The following is a 17838-nucleotide window of genomic DNA, read 5'->3' as shown; positions in this document are numbered from 1 at the left end:
GTTACACCCTGCTGGCGCCCCCGATCCACCGGGGAACTTTTTGGGCCTTGTGGGCAATATGGCTTTTAACAGTGTTGGCTGACAAAAACCGAAAATGGAGCGCAAAGGTAGGGAAAGGACGTCACATGTGCAGCTTTTGACGGGGAAAAGATTCCAGGTGGCCCAATTCTCTGAGTGCAGACTCCTCTTTTTGATACCCGCAAAGGTAATCATTTTTGAGAAGAAGCCTTAGCTCTTTAATATTCAATTGATTAACAACTATCCTTTGTACACTCAAAGTTGGCTAAATGCTTATAGATCGGGCCTTTCAACTTCTTCTCACGCCGATAATCACGATTCTTGATGGATGGAATATGTTGAATCCCTTATCTTTAGTCTCCATCCCCCTATTTTGCATATGAAAAAAACGCTCAGACTCCTTGTTTTTGCAGTGCTTCTGCTTCAAGTATTTAGTTGTAGTAAAACCCGCCCCGGTAAGGCCCGGGTGCTGGTATTCTCCAAAACCACCGGCTACCGCCATAGTTCAATACCACAGGGTATTGCGGCCATTCAAAAGCTTGGCCAGGAGCATGGTTTTGAAGTAGATACAACAGAAAATGCCGACTATTTTAATGAAGACTCGTTGGGAAAATATGCCGCAGTGGTTTTCCTGCATACGACCGCCGATCTCCTGAATCATGTTCAGGAAGCTGATTTTGAACGCTATATCCAGTCGGGCGGCGGATACGTAGGTATTCACGCCGCTTCGGATGCCGAATACGACTGGGGCTGGTATGGCCGCCTGGTGGGCGGTTATTTCGAGAGCCACCCCGAACAGCAGGTAGCCAAAATACTGGTTAAAGACTCCACGCACCTCTCCACCAAACACCTGCCCAAGGTGTGGGAGCGGAAAGATGAGTGGTACAATTTCAAGAACCTGAATCCCGATGTGCATGTTCTGCTCACCATCGACGAAAAGAGTTACCAGGGCGGCAAGAATGGCGACAACCACCCAATGGCCTGGTATCATGACTATGATGGCGGACGTGCTTTCTATACCGAATTAGGGCACACCGAAGAATCTTTTGTAGAAGACAACTACCTGAAGCACCTGCTGGGTGGCCTTCAATATGCTATTGGCAAGAACTATCAACTCGATTATTCCAAAGCCAAATCATTGCGCACGCCCGATGAAGATCGCTTCACGAAGACCGTGCTGGCCCAGGGTATGTTCTTCGAGCCTACTGAAATGACCATCCTGCCCAACCTCGATATCCTCGTGGCCCAGCGCCGCGGCGAACTGTTGTTGTACAAGAATGGTGATTCAACAGGCGGCATCAAACAGGTTGGTTTCCTCAATGTATACCATAAGACCGAAGCACCCAATGTGAATGCGGAAGAAGGTTTTATGGGCTTACAGGCCGATCCCAACTTCAAGCAGAACCATTATGTATATGCTTTCTATAGTCCGAAGGATACTTCCGTGAACCGCCTCTCCCGCTTCAAGTTCGAGAACGATACGCTGGATATGAAGTCGGAGCACGTCATTTTACAGTTCTACTCCCAGCGTGATATTTGCTGTCATACGGGCGGCTCTATCGCTTTTGGCAGGGATGGCAATGAGTTGTTCCTTTCTACGGGCGACAACTCCACTCCTTTCGATGAACCCAATCAAAAATATGTGAACCATGGCTTTGGTCCGCTGGATGACCGGCCTGGCCATATGCAATACGATGCACGCCGTTCTTCTTCCAACACCAATGACCTGCGCGGTAAGATCCTGCGTATTAAGTTGAAGGAAGATGGTACGTACGAGATCCCCGAAGGCAACCTGTTCCCGAAAGGAACAGCCAATACCCGTCCGGAGATCTATGTGATGGGTAACCGTAACCCCTACCGTATTTCGGTAGACAAGAAGAATAACTTCCTGTACTGGGGCGAAGTTGGTCCGGATGCGAGCAATGACAGCCTGGCTACCCGCGGGCCCCGTGGTTATGATGAGGTGAACCAGGCAAGGCAGGCAGGTTATTTTGGCTGGCCGCTGTTTGTGGGTAACAACTATGCGTACCAGGCTTATGATTATAACACCGGCGCTACGGCAGGTGCTTTTGACGCCGCCAAACCGGTGAATAGCTCACGCAACAATACCGGCTTACAGGCTTTGCCGCCTGCGCAACCTGCGTTTATCTGGTATCCTTATGGTAACTCAAAGGACTTTCCCCAGGTGGGCGCCGGCGGCCGCAACGCCATGGCGGGTCCGGTGTATTACACGGAGATGTTCCCATCAGATACACGTTTGCCGGATTATTACAACGACAAGCTTTTCATTTACGACTGGATCCGTGGATGGATCAAGGCGGTGACCATGAAGCCCAATGGCGACTTCGACAAGATGGAGCCTTTCATGGAGCATACCAAGCTGAACTCGATGATCGACTTCGAGGTGGGTCCTGATGGTAAGTTGTACATGCTGGAATATGGTACCGGCTGGTTCAGCAAGAATGCGGATGCGGCTATTTCGCGCGTTGATTACAATGGCGGCAACCGGGCTCCCAAGGTAGACAGCCTGCAGGTTACAAAGACCGCCGGCGCGTTGCCTTTTACTGTTAAGGCGACTGTGAAAGCGAAAGATCCCGAGAAAGATAAACTCACTTATACCTGGCATATTGGTGATGCCACCAAGGTGACCAATGAACCTGCGCTGGAATACGAAATCTCCAAGGCTGGTGATTACGCGATCAGCGTGGAAGTGTCGGACGATAAGAATGCCAAGACCAAGAGCAGCGTGATCGATGTGTATGCAGGCAATGAGGCGCCTGTGGTGTCTATTGCTTTGCAGGGCAACCAATCATTCTATTTCCCCGGCAAACCTGTTTTATATAGTGTGAAAGTTGATGATAAAGATGATACCGCTACGGCGAAAGACCTGAGCAGCCTGATCGTTTCGGCCGACTATGTAGAAGGCAGCGACAAGGCGGGTGCTTCTCAGGGTCACCAGGTGCTGACGGAAGCGATGATGGGTAAGAACCTGATGCTGTCGCTGGATTGTAAGACCTGTCACAAGGTGGATGAGAAATCGATAGGGCCCTCTTTCGTGGATGTGGCCAAGAAATATGAAAAGGATCCTCAAGCGGTGTCGTACCTGGTGAATAAGATCATCAAAGGCGGCGGCGGTGTGTGGGGCGAAGTAGCGATGGCGGCGCACCCCAACCTGAAGGATGCGGATGCGAAGCAGATTTTGACCTGGATACAATCGCTGACTGCTGCGCAGGAGGCGAAGAAATCCTTACCGGCGACAGGTTCGCTGCAACCGACGCTGGGCAAGCCTGCCAAGGACAATGGCGTTCTCTACATCAGCGCCAGCTATACAGATAAGGGAGGGAATAATATCAAGCCGCTTACGGCGAATGAGGTTGTTACGCTGCGCAGCAGCAAAGTACCTTTCCGCCGGGTTAAGAAAATGGAGAAGTATACTTCCACGAATGTCAATGGCTCAACGGTATTGGTGACACCGAAGGCAGAGGGCTGGTTTGCGATCGACAATATCGACCTCACCAGTGTTAGCGGTGCTACCCTGAATGTGGGCTATCAGCAGCCGGCGAAGTTTGGCTATACGTTCGAAGTACGTCTCGATGCACCAGACGGTAAAAAGCTGGGCACTTTCACGTTGCCAGGCTCGGGTGAAGTGGCAGCCAAGCCAGATGCACCATATAGCTTCAAAGACCTGTCGACGGTGCTGGAAGCGGTGACCGATGGCAAGAAACACTCCTTGTATATCGTGAGCAAACCAACAGATGTGGCTGAACCTAACCAGGTGGGGCTGTTGTTCATTCAGTTCAAATAACGGGGCGCGACCGCGCTTCTTATATAAAAGTAAAAGGGGTGTCTCGATGAGACACCCCTTTTACTTTATGAGGTTGGGAAGGTTTATTCACGGACGATTGCGGGCGACGGCGAGGCGTTTTTTCGCATAGTAATAATCGACCAGCAGTACGACGACGAGGATCATCAATCCGAAGAATTCGCGGGTGTCTTCTATCCAGGGGCGGGTGGCCTTCATGGTTTGTGCGATGTTTTCGGCATCGTGTTTGGTGATCCAGTCCCATACGCCATCGATGGTGAAGAAGAGATAGGCTGCATATATTGCATAGACTGTGATGCCGGCGAGGTAGGCGCGCGGGTAGTATTTATTGCGGAAGGCGAGCCAGCAGAGTACAGCTCCGTAGCCGTAAATAGGTATCCATACATAGGGATCGGGATCGTTGTATTGCAGGGCTGCACTAAGCACGAACAAAAGACAGAATAAGAGGTTGAAGATTCTCATAGCTGCAATCTAAAAACAATTGGGCAAAAAAAAGTGTCGCCCGATGGGTTTCGGGCGACGCTGTAATTGTAGGCTGAGCCTATTTTTATTGATAGATATATTCCCACGTATATCCATTGAGCGCCATACCAAACACACGACCGTTAATTATAAAGATCTTGAGATCATTCGAGGGCGTGCCGGCCTTTAATGCCCATTTATTTTCACCTGGAGAATATGTATACAGGCTTCCGTTGGAGACATTATAACATACACCATTGATAGCAAATATTCCAGATTCCGAGATATAAGTAGAACCCGCTTTGGACGTCAGGGAAGGCACAGCGGGGTCAAATTCCGCGAAATTTCCTTGATTATCCTGGATATAGGCCTTATTATTTATTGTAGCTACGCTGTTCATCAACCCACCTGGCAAGGTAAGCGGCAGCACCTCGTTCCAGCTTCCTTTGCCGCTGTTAGCTGCCGGATCGAGGCGATATAATTTCTTTTCATAAAGCATAGTGGCGAGGTACACTTCATTGTTCAACACAAAGGCGTCGTCGTACATACTTCCGACATTCAAATTGGTCAATTGTGTGTATGCGCCTGCTCCTGTACCTGTTTTTGTGAGGTCAGCGACCCAACATTCCCTACGATCGGGACCGTCGCCTCCTCCAAAATACCATTTGTCGCCTTTTACAACCGAGAATGCGACACGCCTTAACGGCACAGTGGCCGGTATATCAAATTCATGATTCCAGACTTTGTTGATCGGATCATAACTGCGTACCTGGGTCATGAAGCCAATTGAACCGGTCGAAGCATTATCATATCCAAAGGCGAAGTAAAGCTTGTTATTATATACAAAGTTGCACTCCTGCCGATAGATGATTGATGCCATTTGGGGGTCATGACTTTTCCAATAGTTTACTACCCGCAGTTCGGTGGCAAATTCCTGATCAACGCCCGACTGCTTTATCACGAGTTTGCCTGACACTGCATCATTAGGAATAGTAACGCCAATCGTTGTGGCAGTATTGGAGTATGGGGCAAGTCGATTGCCATTGAGCCATACCTCGGCCGAGCCGAAATTCTTGCCGGTTATTTCGAGTGGTCTGCCACGCTCGATGGATGCCGGACTGAATGAAATCAATGTTGGCAGCAACGTGAATTTAGTGGCACTTACAGCCTCTTGTTCTTTTACCACGACCTTAATGATATCATTTTCTGCATCAACCGGTACCTTTACCTTCAGTTTAATGGCTGTTGCTTCCGTAATCTCTGTGGCAGCCTTTGTTCCAAAGTATACCGTATTCTCTGTTGTTACAGTACTAAAGTTGGTACCGTTGATCTCGATCACGGTTCCCTCTGGTGCTTTTTCTGCTGTGAAACCTGTAATGGCTGGCCTTACCCAGAAGTTGGCAGCGCTCAGCGCTTCGAGGCTTGCGGCCGTTACTTTTACTTTACCATTGAGTGCACCGGCGGGCAACTTTGCTTTCAGGCTGGTTTTGCCAACGAAGGTTACTTCGGTTGCTTTGATGCCCCCGAAATACACTTCGCTGGTATTGGTGAATCGATTACCTGTAATAGTTACCTCGGTTCCGATATCGCCTTTTTCGGGAACGACGGTTGTTATGACGGGTGCGGTAGCATTTACTTTAAATTCGGTGGTGGAGGTAACTGTTTGGTCACCTACCGTTACCGTGATCTTGCCCGTGGTGGCATCTTCCGGCACAGTTACCGATAGCTCGGTGCCGTTGGCTGCTGCATTACTTACAGCGGCTGCGAGTCCATTAAACTTAACGGTGTTGAGTGCTTTGTCGGGCGAAAAGGCTATCCCCTTAATGACTACGGTTGCGCCTTCGGCTGCCTCTGCCGGTGAGAAAGTTGTGATGGCGAGTTGAGCGGCCTGTTTGTCGTCGTTCTTGTTACAGGCCACGATAGCAATGATGGCTGCAATTGCGGTAGCCCATAGCCATCGCCTCCGGGTGGAGCGGTGCAAGTTTTTCATATTTTAGATTTTACTGTATATGCTTTTAAACCCATTCACCGGGCAGCATATGCGGTAAAGAAAACATAGCGGAAGGAAGTGTGGTAGTGAAATCGGCTAAAGCGCACAACGGGATGGAAGAACCGACGGAATTGCAGCGTGGGTAGATCTTAACAGGCGGGGACGACAAGGAGGGGCAATAAAAAAGCATCCCGGCTGTGCAGGATGCTTTCAATATGATAGTACGGGAAGTTATGCTTCCTTTCCTTCTTTTTTCTTCTTCTGACTCTTGGGAGCGATGATCATCAACATACGCTTTCCTTCGAGCTTGGGCATGCCTTCGGGCTGTCCGCTCTCGGCGAGGCGCTCAGCAAACTTCAGGAGTACGAGTTCACCTCTTTCCTTGAACATGATCGCCCGTCCTTTGAACTGCACATAGGCTTTTACCTTATTGCCTTCTTTGAGGAAGGTTTCGGCGTGGCGTGCTTTAAAGTCAAAGTCATGGTCATCTGTACCAGGTGTAAAACGGATCTCTTTTACTTCAGCCGTTTTACTGTTGGCCTTCATCTCCTTTTCCTTCTTCTTCTTCTCGTACAGGAATTTATTGTAGTCAATGATCTTACATACCGGTGGATCAGCCTGTGGTGAAATCTCAACCAGGTCCAGCCCCTGCTCTTGCGCCATTTTCTGCGCTTCCTGGGTAGAATATACACCTACTGTTACGTTGTCGCCAACCAAACGTACCTGCGGTACGCGGATCATGTGGTTGGTACGGTGTTCTTGTTGTTGTTCTTTTCTGAACCTTGGATTGAATGCACCTCTTGGAGGTCTCGGTGGAAATGCCATTTACAATTTTTACGTGAATAATTTATACCGGCTTTGTTGTTTTTTGTTTCCCCTGCATCTGTCTGCCGGCGACTTGCTGCAGGCCCGGCAATGGCCGGAATATTTATGCGTACGCTTGTACGTAATTCTATGCTGTTACATTTTATTCTCCTCTACGTTCCTTTATTTCTGCGCTGATATCGGTGATAAACTCTTCGATGGGTTTTACGCCAATATCGCCTTTACCCTGACGGCGGATCGCCACTTTTCCTTCGTTCATCTCCTTCTCCCCTACCACGAGCATGTAAGGCACCCTCAGCAGCTCGGTATCGCGGATCTTCTTTCCAATCTTCTCGTTGCGGTCATCCACCTCTCCACGAATATCCGCATTTTTCAGCGATTCTAAAATACTATTTGCGTAAGGCAGGAACTTATCCGAAATGGGTAAAACCTTGACCTGTACGGGCGCGAGCCAGGCGGGGAACTTTCCGGCGTAGTGCTCGAGCAGGAAGCCGATAAACCGCTCGTGGGTGCCCAGGGGCGCCCGGTGGATGATGAGCGGGGTTTCGGGTGAGTTTTCCTTATTGGTGAACTCCAGCTTGAAACGACGGCCCTGGGCGAAGTCGACCTGGTTGGTGGCCAGGGTAAATTCGCGGCCGATGGTGCTCCAGATCTGTACGTCGATCTTGGGGCCGTAGAAGGCGCCCTCGTCGGGTACTTCGATATAGGGTATGTTCGATTCTTTCAATACCTGGCGTACCATTTCCTCGGTTTCCAGCCACAGCTCGGGTTCGTTGATGTACTTCTGCCCCAGTTTGGCGGGATCGTGAAGCGACAGGCGCATCACGTACTTATCGATGCCAAAGATCTTGAAGTATTTGATATACATATCATTAACAGCCCTGAACTCATTGGCGAACTGTTCGCGGGTACAATAGATATGTGCGTCGTTCATGTGCAAACAGCGCACCCGCATCAGCCCAAACAGCTCTCCACTCTGCTCGTAGCGGTAGCAGGTTCCGTATTCTGCGAGGCGGAGGGGAAGCTCTTTATAGCTTCTTGGCTCGGCCGCGAAGATCTTGTGGTGGTGGGGGCAGTTCATGGCCTTGAGGTAGTATTTCTGCCCTTCCAGTTCCATGGGAGGGTACATACTGTCCTGATAATAAGGCAAGTGTCCGCTGGTGAGGTACATGCTCTCTTTAGCGATATGGGGGGTTACCACCCTTTTGTATCCGCCTTTGAGCTCGGTTTCCTTGGCCAGTTTCTCGAGCTCTTCGATGATGATGGTACCATTGGGCAGCCAGAGGGGCAGGCCGGGACCTACATCATCATCCATGGTGAAGATACTGAGTTCCTTACCCAGCTTGCGGTGGTCGCGCTTTTTGGCTTCCTCCAGCAGGGTGAGGTATTCGTCGAGCTCCTTTTGCGACGGGAAGGTGACACCGTAGATGCGGGTAAGCATCTTGTTGTTGGCATCGTTCTTCCAGTAAGCGCCGGCTATATTCGTGAGCTTGATGGCTTTGATGGGTGCTGTTGTGGGGATGTGCGGCCCACGGCACAGATCGGTGAATTTACCCTGGGTATAGAAGGTAATTTCTCCGTCGTTGAGGTTACTGAGCAGGTCGAGCTTGTACTCATCGCCTTTTTCGGTGAAGTATTGTACGGCTTCTGCTTTGGGCATGGCCTTGCGGACGTAGCTGTTGTTCTGCTTCGCCAGTTCATTCATCTTTTTCTCCAGCTTGCGCAGGTCGTCTTCCGTGATCTGACGGCCGCCGAGATCGATGTCGTAGTAGAACCCTTTATCGAGTGCGGGGCCTACCCAAAACTTGGCGCCGGGGAACAGGTCTTCCACGGCTTCGGCCATGAGGTGTGCAGATGAATGCCAGAAGGTGTTCTTACCACCATCGTCATCCCAGGTGAGCAGTTTCAGTGCGGAGTCTTCCGTGATGGGGCGTGTAGCGTCCCATACCTGTCCATTCACATTTGCTGCCAGTACTTTCCTGGCCAGCCCTTCACTGATTGATTTTGCGACGTCCAAAGCAGAGACTCCTGCTTCGTATTCCCTGACTGCTCCGTCTGGTAATGTAATCTTGATCATTTTTTAATTATGCCGTTTCTGTTGTTTGCGTTAATAACACGTGACATGAGCCTTCTGTTCATACAGTTCAGGACGTACGGTAAGTGATCTTTTTGGTGAATCACGTATCTTGAGCCCGCATCCTGACTATCTCATATCCGAAAGACCGCAAATTTAACGAACTTTTGCAGACTGCGACGTACGATATTTGTCGTAATAAATGAAGATTTTAACTAATTTGCCAACGTGAGGTTTTTATTCATGAAGCGATTTCTACTATTTGCATTATGCTGTGTCAGCATTTCGTTACCGGCCCAGGATCTGACGGGCATCTGGCGGGGAGGATTCAGGTCGACGGCGAAGAACAAGCTGATGGAAATGCTGGGTCAGGACGACCGGTATAAGTTTGAAGTACAGCTCGGCCAGGAGGGCAAGCGTTTTGAAGGTGTTACTTATTCCTATCTCACTACTGTTTTTTACGGGAAGGCTACCTGCCAGGGTACGATAAATCCCCAAACCGGCAAAGTTTTACTGGAAGAGATCAAGATCGTGGAACAGCGTATGAGCAGCGGCGGCGGCATCTGCATCATGACCCTCTTTATGCAATATTCCAAGGTAGGCGACGACGAGTTCCTGGAAGGTACTTACACGAGTATGAAGACCAGCGACTCGACCGATTGTGGCCGAGGTACGGTTTTTCTCCGGAAAGTGCCCACGTCGGATTTTTACAAAGAGCCTTTCCTGCTGGAGCACGAAAAGGATCCGGTGAAGAAAGATCCTCCGCCTGTTGTTAAGAAACCCGACACGACCACTGTGGTGAAAAAGAATCCGCCGGCGACCAAAACTCCGGCTACGAAACCTGTAACGAAACCCGCAGCGAAACCTCCGGTGGCAGTAACAAAGCCAGCGCCGACCAATACGACGGCGCCGAAACCAACCACCAAACCGACGACCAAACCTCCGGCCAATACAACGACGAAGAAGCCTGATCCCGTCACCAATCCGCCTGTAGCGATTAAGCCGGTGGAAACGAAACCAGCTACCAAAATAACTACCGATACGGTGAAGAAGGTGGAGAAACCAGTGATTGCGGCTGCGCCTCCCGGACCTACTCCGAAGATCCTGCTGACGCGCGAGAATGAACTGGCCAAGACGATCGTTACCGGCTCGAACGAGATCTTCATCAAGATCTATGATAACGGCAGCGTGGACAACGATACCATTTCGGTGTACCTGGATAAAAAGCTGGTGCTGTCGAAGAAAAGGCTGACGGAGCGGGCGCTCATTCTTTCTGTTAAGCTGGATGACGAGAACCCGTATCATGAGCTGGTGATGGTGGCGGAAAACCTGGGTGAAATTCCTCCGAATACTTCGCTGATGATCGTGGACATTGGCAAAAAGCAATATGAAGTGCGCATTACTTCTACCGAGCAAAAGAATGCGATGGTGGTGTTCAAATACGATAAATCGGCCCCCTGATAAATGACTTATTTTACGCAAGGGCCCGGTGCATGATGCTACCGGGCTTTTGTTTGCCGGATACTGGTACCGTTCACATAAATTTGTGTTGTCTGGTTGTGACTTGTTCTTAATTTCCATTAAAATCCCCCGATGCGTCTTCTTCTCCTTTCGTTCCTGGTTCTTTTCAGCTGTTCGCTGACTGCGCAATCCCTGACCGGCATCTGGCGTGGCAAACGTACGCAGGGGTCACAAGGGTGTTTTCCGGAATACTTTCTTGAATTGCACATTACCTGGTCGAATGAAACTTCGATGATGGGCAATGCCTATAGCTATGTGAACGACAAACAATTCACCAAAGTAAACTTTACCGGCAAATACAATCCACTGAACAAGCGCATGGTGATCACTGAAAGTGCGGTGCTGCAATACAGTGTACCGGCGAATTGCATTCCCTGCATCAAGATCTACGACCTGATATGGTCGAAGAACGGGGCGCAGGAAGCTTTACTAGGCGACTGGCAGGGGCATGAGATGGGGAACAATACCGCGTGCCCTCCGGGCAAGATCACGCTGAACCGGGAATCGATCCCGACGTTTCCGGTAGACATCTTTCAAAACGATTCGCTGCTGAAACTGCAACAAAACCTGAAGTTGCAGAACCGGGAAAAGGAGGTGGTGCAGACACTGACGATCGACACGTCGAATATCAAGATCGAGTTGTATGACAATGCCGAGATCGATGACGACACGGTGAGCATCTTCCTGAACAATACTTTACTACTGCACAAGAAGCGCCTGACGGATAAACCGCTCACGGTGCAGTTCAGCGCTTTCCCCAATATGGAGTATGAGCTAATGATGTATGCCGAGAACCTGGGCCGTATTCCGCCCAACACTTCGCTGATGGTGATCACGGCGGGCAAGAAACGCTACGAGGTGAGGCTGTCGTCGAGTGAGCAGAAGAGTGCGGTGGTGAAGTTTAAGTATTTGAGGTAGGTGCCGAGGCAATCCCGATATTCGTCGGGACAAGAGAAGAGAACGAGCTAAAACACTATAAAGACAAATGCCCCGACTGGCGAGCCAGCGGGGCATTTTTGTTGCGTTTTACTCTATAGACCTACTTCATCTTTTAGAATCCCTGACGGCCCTGTGTGCCTTGCGTAGCTGGTTTGCGCGGCAGTTTTTCGTCGCGCTGAGCTGCGTGGTACACGAAGGATGCGATCACGGTGGCTGCCTGCTTGAGGTCGTCGGCCTGGAGGTGATCGTATGAATCCATATTGGTATGGTGCGTACGGGTATTGTATTCTATTTCGTCCTGGATGAACTGGAAGCCGGGTAACCCGATGCCGTCGAATGAGAGGTGATCGGTGCCGCCTGTGTTCTGCAATGTCACCGTGGCTGCTCCAAGGTCTTTGAATGGCTCGAGCCATTTTGCAAAGATCGGTTTCACGCCTTCGTTACCCTGAAGATACACCCCACGCACTTTACCTGTTCCATTGTCGAGATTAAAATAGGCAGAGACCTTATCTCCTTCCACATTAAAACGGCGGGTAGTGGTATCGGTGAAGTGGTTGCGTACATAGTTACGCGATCCATGGAGGCCCTGCTCTTCCCCACCCCATAATGCAATGCGGATGGTGCGGCGAGGCTGTACGCCCAGCGCTTTGAGGATGCGTACTGCTTCCATCATTACGGCGCAGCCAGCTGCATTGTCGGTAGCGCCTACGGATCCATGCCAGGAGTCGAGGTGACCGCCGAGCATGATGAGCTCATCTTTCAGTTTGGGATCGGTGCCTTTGATCTCCGCTACTACATTGTAACCTTTGAGATCGGCGGTGTAGAACTTCGACTTTACGTCGACGTCGATCTTAACGGGTATTCCGGCTGCCACCAGACGTTGGAGCGACATATAATCTTCGAAGGCGAGCATGATATCGAGGAAGTTCTCGGGCGTGTTGCCTGCATAGGCGCCACCACCTTGTACGAACAGGGTACCATCGCGGCCACGAGGGCTGGTGCTGAGCAGGGCTACGGCGCCTTCGGCTTTGGCCAGGTCACGGATCTTTGCCTGCAGGGCTGCTGCGGCTGCGAAGTTGCCACGACCACCGGGGCCACCGGGACCACCGGAACGGCCACCTGCATTGCCTGCAGGCTGTGGTGTCCAGGCTGCCATTTTCGCGAGCTCTTCGTCGGTATGGCGGCTGCCATCGGATTTATAGGTTGGCTTCAGCGTATCTGTACGGGGCACGAGCAGGAGCTTGCCTTTCAGTTTGCCTTTGTATTTTTCGAGATCGGTGGAGTCTTTTACGGTTAAGAGTATCACTTCGGCGCTCTTAAGGCCTTTGGTGCTGGAGGTCCAGGTCTTTGGAAAGGCGATGAGCGGGCGGTAGTAAGGCGCTGTCATGGCTACGTATGACTTTTCCAGTTCCCATCCTTTGCCCCAATCGCCCCAGGGTTCGAGGCGGGCGTCGGCCGTGCCATATTTGGTGAGCTCGGACTTAGCCCAATTGGCGGCGCGCATGTAACCGGGTGAGTTGTTGAGGCGGGGGCCACTCACTTCGGTGAGATAAAAGACAATGTCCATTACTTTGGAATTGCTGAGCCCTTCTGTGCGGATCTTCTGCACCATGGCTTCGTCCAGTTTTTCGTCCTGGGCGAACGTCATGAAGGCTGCCAGCATTGCTGAACAGGAGAACAGTAGTTTTCTCATGAAACTTTTAATTTATTGGTTGGACGGGAAATGTACTGCTTTCCTGCTGTTGGGGAGGCAGGGCAAGGAGATATTTTGTATAAAACGTGATGAATGGAGCCCGGAGTGGCAGTAATGTACACGAAGGGCGGGGTAACAGCGGGGGTGGCGGCTTGTTTAGTAGCCGGCGAGGTAATGGGCTACGGCGGCGGCAATGGGTTGGCCGGTGTGGTTTTCATAATAACTGAATCCCGGACTGGGGTTGGCTTCGAAGCAATACCACTGGTCATCGTGCGTGCGCAGAAGGTCGATGCCGACCAATGGCAACTGCAACCATTTTGACAGGGCCAGGCATTGCGCTTCAATCTTTGGGGGTAGCTGGATGGCCGCGAGGTGCGTTTGTCCGCCCTGTTTGTGTGCATAGCGATAATCGAGGCGATTGGTATCTATTTCCGTGGCAAATACCTGCTCCCCTACTACGTGCACCCTGATGTTGGTGCCTTCGAGCAATTGCTGGAATAAGGTGGGGCATGACCTGATCTGCTTCAACTGTGCTGCCACGCCGGGTGTAAACTCCTGCACGATGCTTCTGACGCCGCTGGCGCTTTTGTAGATGAGTCGGCCCCATTGATGACGGTAAGCTTCGACCTCGGCAGGGTCGTTGGTAATGATGGATGGCGGTGTTTTGAAGCCATACTTTTCTATGAGCATCATTTGATAGGGCTTGGCGGTATTGCTGGCCATGGCGCGGTGCTGGTTCAACACCCTGGCGGTGGTGATGGAGATCCAGCTCATGAGCGTTTCGTGTGCGCGAACCACCTGGTGGCTGCGCTCTTCCTTGTTGGGCAGTTTGCCATGCTCTCGGAGTACCTGCACATCTGCCACGCGGTTGTACACGCCGGTTATTTCTTCCAGGGTACAGGATCTGGGTCCGATCGCAATCTCCCCTTCGCATTTTCCTTTGCGTAACTGGTAGGTTATGTACAAGGGCGTATAATCGAGCTGATTGAGCAGCAGATACGGTATGCTTGCCTCTTCGAGTGTATCGACTATGTTTTCCATCGGGCCGTCGGTTGGTATGCCGCATAGTAAGACCATAATTTTCAGTTTAGCTGACAGGATGGGTGATCGTTTGTTTTTGCTGAATGGTTTGCCGTATGCGACTAACCAATGCTTTGCCGCCTTCGCTGAGGATGGGAAACGTTGTGGCCGATATGAAATAAGTATCGTTGGGTGTAACGAGCAATTGCAGTCCCAGTAGCTGAGCACCGGCCTGGCGTTGCAGGTCATGTACGGGCGCGGTAAGGGATGCAGGTAAGGGTTCGTGTGGGCTGGCCGGGAATATCGCTCCGTCGTATGCGATCAATGATTGTATCCTTGCTTCTTCGACCGGAGCTGCATCGATCGTTTCGCCCTGGCGGTGGTCGTGCCAATACGGTAGTACTGAGAATCCTGCTTTGGCCGCCATCATCATCCACTCCTGGTTGTTGTAGCGTTCGCCTGCCATGCCGGTAGGTGCGGCTTCATTGAACAATACCTTTGGCTGCAGGCTATGTAACCAACTCAGCAGCATGGCATACCACTCCTGGTTTACATATTCTGCATCCTGCTTTTTAAAGGTGCTTTCGAATAACGCCGGCAAGTATTGGATGCGGTTGATGACTGCCTGTACCTTTTCGCTTTCGATGACCAGTCCACGCTGCAGGGTGATGGCTGAACGGTACTGGCCTTCGATCATTTGCAGGGAGAACTGTTTGCTGGTGAGTATTTCATCGACAGTTACCTGCACTACATAAACGCCCCGGGCTGCGAGCTGTTGGTGCAGCCAGGTAGCGGGGCGGTCGTTGGTATTTTGTAACAGCAATATCATGGTGGGTTGGAATAGTATAACAGGATAGCGAGGGTGTGCTATCCTGTTATTGGGTGTATGGTGCGTTATACTTCCCGGGTGTCTTTATGGTCTTTGGCCTGTTTGCTATCGGCTGCGTTCTTCTCCGGATCGTCGGGATTATTGAAGAGGGCCTGCTGCAGATCGGGCCGGAGTTCGGTGGTGATGAAGTGCGTGAGCATCTCTATGGCACTCTCCAGGTTTTGCAGACGCGCTTCGGCATCGGGTGCGTCGGGCGACTGGGTGGGCCTTACGTCGATGCCTCCTACTTCCCGAAACTCTTTGTGTTCTTTGAATTCCTTTTCCTTGATGTCTTTGGTGAACTCCTTCAATTCTTTGGTATCCTTCCGGATCTCCTTGATGACCTCTTTGGTTTCCTTGATGAGTTCTTTGCGTATTTCCTTTACTTCTTTGCGTATGTCTTTGAGGTCCTTGACGGTTGTTTTTGCGACGCCACCTACGCCCAGGTTCTCGAAAGCCTGGCGGAGATTGGGCCGGTTGCCGATGCGCTGGGTGGCAGGACGGCCGGGATTATCCTGTTGCACCGAACCGGTATTGCGCAACAGCGTTTGTGCGGTGGCGGGTGTAAGCAGCGGCTTGCTGCGTGCACGCAGGCGGCCTTGTATACTACCCAGGGCTCCCACTACGATCGGTGATGCGCTGGAGGTGCCGCTGAAGGTATCGGTATACCAGAAGTCTTCGTTGGGGCCTCCCTGCAGGTCGCCGTAACCGCAGGTGGTTACTTCCCTGCCCCACCCCTGTACATCGACGCGGGCACCGAAGTTGGAGAAGTCGAGCCGGCTGCGGTCCACACCATGGTTGCGACCGTGGGTTCCGGGCGGTGGTGCCCCTGCCCCTACGATGACGGCGCCGCTTTGCGGGTTGGCCATGTTGAAGGGGTTGGTCCAGCTGGCCGGGAATCCCGCCGGACGGGTATTATAGATGGGGGTATCGAAGTTTTCGGCCCCATTGCCGGCAGCTTCTACTACGATTACGCCGCGCGAGATGGCATAGCGGATGGCGGCGAAGTCGTCGGGCCACCATTCTACGGCTATATAACCGCGTTGATCGGCGCGGCCGGCGAAAGCGAGTGCGGGTCCGGGCCGGTGTAATTCGATCAGGATGATATCGCCTGCGCTGAGTGCGTCGGCTGCCTGGCGGATAGCGTTGGCGCTGTTGGCGCCGCCGGCTGCATTGAAGATGGAGATGGCGCGTACATTGGCGTTGGGGCAAATGCCGGTAACGCCGAAGCTATTTTCATCTCCTCCAAACTCTCCCACGACTGCGGTGCCGTGGTTGCGCCAGCCGATATCGGCACTTGGTGTGCCGGCGATGACACCCCCCTGGTTGGCGATGAGGTCTTCGTGTGAGAAGCGCCAGGCGCCTTCGATGTCGATGACGCGTACGCCATCGCCTTTACCGCCGGGGAGCGTCCAGGCATAACGGGCGTCGATACCTGCGGGTGCGGCATCGAGGTAGATCTGGCGGGCATTGAAATCGGGTGTGGCGGGTGGTGTATCGCCACCGATGGGCGGGGCTATATCTTCCCGGATGATGGGTGGTTCGGCGGGAGGTTTCACGTAGGCTGCTTCCACGTTGGGATCTTTGCGGAGTTGTTTGGCGAGCTGTTCTTTATCGGCCGTGGTGTTGACGGCGTAATAGCCGATGAGATCGGCCACTGCTTCGGCGCTGGGGGCAAACTGCCCTTCGCGGACGGTGGGGAGGCGGCTTTCGCTGCCAAAGAGTGGTGTAAGGGTGGCTCCAACGCCACTGAGCAATGCGTTGAGGGGAGAGGTATCGGTTCCGCTGCGGGAGGTGAAGGATTCGCGGGATGCGACGACGGCTGACTCGCTGTTCATGAGCACGATCAGTTCGCGCAAATCATTGTCGTTACCAGCTCCTGCCGGAGCGGCACTTTTTGCTTTTGCCATAATTTCTTTTTAAGGATGAATGTTTGGTTTGACCCGGTGTTTACATGGGTAGTTCATCGGCTGGCTTTTCATAAAAGCTTTCGAATGCAGGATTGGATCTTACTTGTTCTATTTCGGCAGGTGATAACTGATGAGACAGTGATACTTTATAGTGTCGGCGTAATTGTGCATCGGTGGAGCCGGGGAATACGGGCTCGAGGTGTACGATGCCCTGTTGGATGAGATCGAGCAAGGGATCAGCAACGGTGCCTGCTGCGCGGTGGCTTTCAAGGCTTCCCTGTTGGTGTTGCAACAGCTGGCGAAATGTTTCCGTGATGATTGCCTGATACATGGTCTCCAATTTCTGCTCAAGGATCGTACCATCAATTTCCATTCCCGGGTGGCGGCCTCCTGACCTGAATCAGCAGCAAGATACTGTGCCGGTGAGGGTTGAGCTAAGGTGAAAACACCCCTTTTGGAAAGGCATCAAGGCAACGAGGCATTGAGGCAACGAGGGGAGAAAGGCAGCGAGGGGAAGTAAGGCATGAAGAGCAGCGAGGCAATACCGACAAACGTCGGGACAACGAAGGAAAAGGGCAGAAAGTCATAGAATTCACCGAGGCTGGTTAGCCATCAATTTATACGCTTCAATCTAACAATACGGCAGTTTAAGCTAGTTGGCGCTGTGGCGCCAAAAGAGATATCTCATTTATGCG

12 protein-coding genes are annotated in these 17838 nt (G+C 51.7%); 3 read left to right on the top strand and 9 right to left on the bottom strand.

What is annotated here, in order from left to right; all coding sequences use genetic code 11:
• Positions 1–397: 397 nt before the first annotated feature.
• A complete protein-coding gene (locus P2H89_RS26890) occupies positions 398–3823 on the top strand; it encodes a ThuA domain-containing protein (protein ID WP_275832931.1) in 3426 nt (1141 codons plus the stop codon).
• A gap of 87 nt (positions 3824–3910) precedes the next feature.
• Here P2H89_RS26890 and P2H89_RS26885 read toward each other — a convergent pair whose 3' ends face one another.
• From P2H89_RS26885 to thrS, 4 genes are all read right to left on the bottom strand, one after another.
• Positions 3911–4303, bottom strand: coding sequence for a transmembrane 220 family protein (locus P2H89_RS26885; protein WP_275832930.1), 393 nt, complete (start codon positions 4301–4303; stop codon positions 3911–3913).
• Between the two features lie 85 nt (positions 4304–4388).
• Entirely contained in the window at positions 4389–6293 is a 1905-nt protein-coding gene (locus P2H89_RS26880) for an IPT/TIG domain-containing protein (RefSeq protein ID WP_275832928.1), read from the bottom strand.
• Between the two features lie 231 nt (positions 6294–6524).
• Complete coding sequence (gene infC / locus P2H89_RS26875) at positions 6525–7118, bottom strand: translation initiation factor IF-3 (RefSeq protein ID WP_275832925.1); 594 nt, start codon at positions 7116–7118, stop codon at positions 6525–6527.
• A 142-nt stretch (positions 7119–7260) separates the two neighbouring features.
• A complete protein-coding gene (gene thrS / locus P2H89_RS26870) occupies positions 7261–9195 on the bottom strand; it encodes a threonine--tRNA ligase (RefSeq protein ID WP_275832924.1) in 1935 nt (644 codons plus the stop codon).
• 240 nt (positions 9196–9435) lie between these two features.
• On the opposite strand from thrS, the gene P2H89_RS26865 reads away from it, so the two are divergent.
• Both P2H89_RS26865 and P2H89_RS26860 read left to right on the top strand, forming a co-directional pair.
• Positions 9436–10653 (top strand): hypothetical protein, encoded by a 1218-nt coding sequence (locus P2H89_RS26865; protein ID WP_275832922.1) that lies wholly within the window; start codon positions 9436–9438, stop codon positions 10651–10653.
• 132 nt (positions 10654–10785) lie between these two features.
• A complete protein-coding gene (locus P2H89_RS26860; RefSeq protein ID WP_275832920.1) occupies positions 10786–11631 on the top strand; it encodes a hypothetical protein in 846 nt (281 codons plus the stop codon).
• A gap of 133 nt (positions 11632–11764) precedes the next feature.
• Here the strand turns inward: P2H89_RS26860 and P2H89_RS26855 are convergent, their stop codons facing one another.
• The 5 genes from P2H89_RS26855 to P2H89_RS26835 all read right to left on the bottom strand — a co-directional run bounded on the left by P2H89_RS26855 (position 11765) and on the right by P2H89_RS26835 (position 17474).
• A complete protein-coding gene (locus P2H89_RS26855; RefSeq protein ID WP_275832918.1) occupies positions 11765–13345 on the bottom strand; it encodes a M20/M25/M40 family metallo-hydrolase in 1581 nt (526 codons plus the stop codon).
• A 156-nt stretch (positions 13346–13501) separates the two neighbouring features.
• A complete protein-coding gene (locus P2H89_RS26850) occupies positions 13502–14422 on the bottom strand; it encodes a hypothetical protein (protein ID WP_275832916.1) in 921 nt (306 codons plus the stop codon).
• Positions 14423–14432: 10 nt separating this feature from the next.
• The gene (locus P2H89_RS26845; protein WP_275832913.1) at positions 14433–15194 is read right to left on the bottom strand and encodes a hypothetical protein; all 762 of its coding nucleotides are present in this window, start codon (positions 15192–15194) and stop codon (positions 14433–14435) included.
• A 65-nt stretch (positions 15195–15259) separates the two neighbouring features.
• A complete protein-coding gene (locus P2H89_RS26840; protein WP_275832911.1) occupies positions 15260–17143 on the bottom strand; it encodes a S8 family serine peptidase in 1884 nt (627 codons plus the stop codon).
• Between the two features lie 40 nt (positions 17144–17183).
• A complete protein-coding gene (locus tag P2H89_RS26835; protein WP_275832909.1) occupies positions 17184–17474 on the bottom strand; it encodes a hypothetical protein in 291 nt (96 codons plus the stop codon).
• Positions 17475–17838: the final 364 nt, after the last annotated feature.

This window comes from Paraflavitalea sp. CAU 1676 (assembly GCF_029223285.1).
GTDB lineage: Bacteria > Bacteroidota > Bacteroidia > Chitinophagales > Chitinophagaceae > Paraflavitalea.
This window is presented reverse-complemented; position numbering and strand designations above follow the sequence as displayed.